The 1685-nt window shown below is 46.7% G+C and carries 3 protein-coding genes; all 3 read right to left on the bottom strand.

Annotation, left to right across the window (positions count from 1 at the left end):
• Positions 1-88 precede the first annotated feature (88 nt).
• Positions 89-433: a thioredoxin family protein gene (locus ACRBG0_RS28615; protein ID WP_431490238.1), complete on the bottom strand. Its 345-nt coding sequence runs from the start codon at positions 431-433 to the stop codon at positions 89-91.
• 44 nt (positions 434-477) lie between these two features.
• Positions 478-725 (bottom strand): thioredoxin family protein (locus ACRBG0_RS28610; protein ID WP_431490237.1); only part of this gene is annotated, 248 nt, incomplete at its 3' end.
• A 195-nt stretch (positions 726-920) separates the two neighbouring features.
• Positions 921-1685, bottom strand: a 765-nt coding sequence (locus tag ACRBG0_RS28605) for a PDZ domain-containing protein (protein WP_431490236.1), incomplete at both ends; no start/stop codon positions are given.

The raw sequence follows: 1685 nt of genomic DNA, 5'->3' as shown, positions 1-1685 counted from the left end.
CTTAAGTATTACCCTTTTGGCAAGACAAAGCTGAGATTAAAAAAGAAGATTACCAATAGGTGCGAGTTTATTTTTGGTTAATTATTTCTTAATGTTTTACCAAGGTTTCAAGCATCTCAAGCACCTCTTTTTGGGTAGAGAGCGTCTTGTCTCTAGCGTACCATTTTTGGGCATCAATCTTAGCTTGTTCTGCAATTGCTTTACGATCTTCTTCTGTAGTAGCCACCAAGGTCGCTGCTTTAGCGTCCATCACCTGATGTTGTAATACTTCCGGGCGTGGGCCCCAATGACCGAGCACTTCATTGCTTTCTTTGTCAATGACGATAGTGACGGGAATCGCTCGGGCGCCATTGGTAAGGAAACTATCCATAATGTCGAGGTGTTCGTCGCGCAAAATGAGAAAGTGCTCGATGTGAGGCTGGCTTGCAGCCATCTGGTCTAGCACAGGGATAATCTGAGCAGCATCGCCACACCANNGCTTCGGTAAGGGTAAGCCACACTAGCGGACGCTCAATTTTCTGCAAGGCAGCCAGGGTCTCCTCCGTCAGGCGAGAGCGCTTGTCCAAACGATTCATCCGGGTTACATTCAATTCCGTATAGTGGAGCATTGCCTCGCTATGATTTTCACCCGTAGTTTGGCCTTTAGCAAGTAGCTGATCGGCAAGCTGCCGAAATTCTGTGTAAGTGTACAAGTTGGAGATTTTGTCCCAAGCAAGATGCGTCATTGTTAGAAGTCGTTGTTTAACCAATTAACCCCATGAGGAGAGAGAAGGTTGAAGGGGGGAGAGCGTTATTTTACTCCCGACTCTAGCCATGCTTCTTGTCGCTTTTTAACCTTGCCCTTCACTTCTTTTGAGGGGAGTAAACTAACGTTAAAACCAGGGTCATAAGTAGCTGTAAAAGAGCCCGTAGTTTCAANNCCCGTTTTGCTTAAATCGGAGCTGGCAGGTTTGTCCAATTTTAAGAGCCGCTACTGCTTCCTTCCATTCTTCTTGTGAAGTAATGGCTGTGTCATTGAGTGACAATATATAGTCATCTTCTTCAAGACCGGCGGCATAGAGTGGGCTGTTTGCAAAGACTGTTCCGGCAACTCTCAAGCCTTCTTCGGTATCTTTTAGGCGTAAGCCATAAAAACCAACGCTGTCCATTTCGTTCAGCTCCATTTTTACCCCAAAATCTTCCAAGAGGCCTTTTAAGTCTGGTAATCCACTGTTGTATATATGTGCAGCAAACCAATTTGTGGCAAACGTTTTATTACCTGTCAACTCAGCGAGCAAGTGCTCCAAATCAGGAATGTGGTAGGGAATTTCCGGTTCACCGTAACGCTCCCATACCAAGCGCATAAAACGACTTAGGTCAGTATTGTGATCCCGGCGTAATTCGAGGTCAAGTGCTAGTCCGAGTACTGCGCCGTAGGAGTAGTAGCTGATGAAAGTGTTGGCAAAATTATCCCCGTCAATTGAGGTAGCGGCATCTACGAAGGGGGCACATTGACTCATCCCAATCGGGCCGCGGTGCCGAGTGCCGGGACGTAGCAATACGTAATTGAGCATTCCGGTAAGGCCACTTACATAGTCTTCCGCGCTGAGGATACCCGCCCGCTGTAAGCTGAGGTCATCAAAATAGCTGGTAAAACCTTCGGCGAACCACAATTCGCCAGAAAGATTTGCTTCATCAAAGTTGAA

This window comes from Lewinella sp. (genome assembly GCF_050633125.1).
GTDB lineage: Bacteria > Bacteroidota > Bacteroidia > Chitinophagales > Saprospiraceae > Lewinella.
This window is presented reverse-complemented; position numbering and strand designations above follow the sequence as displayed.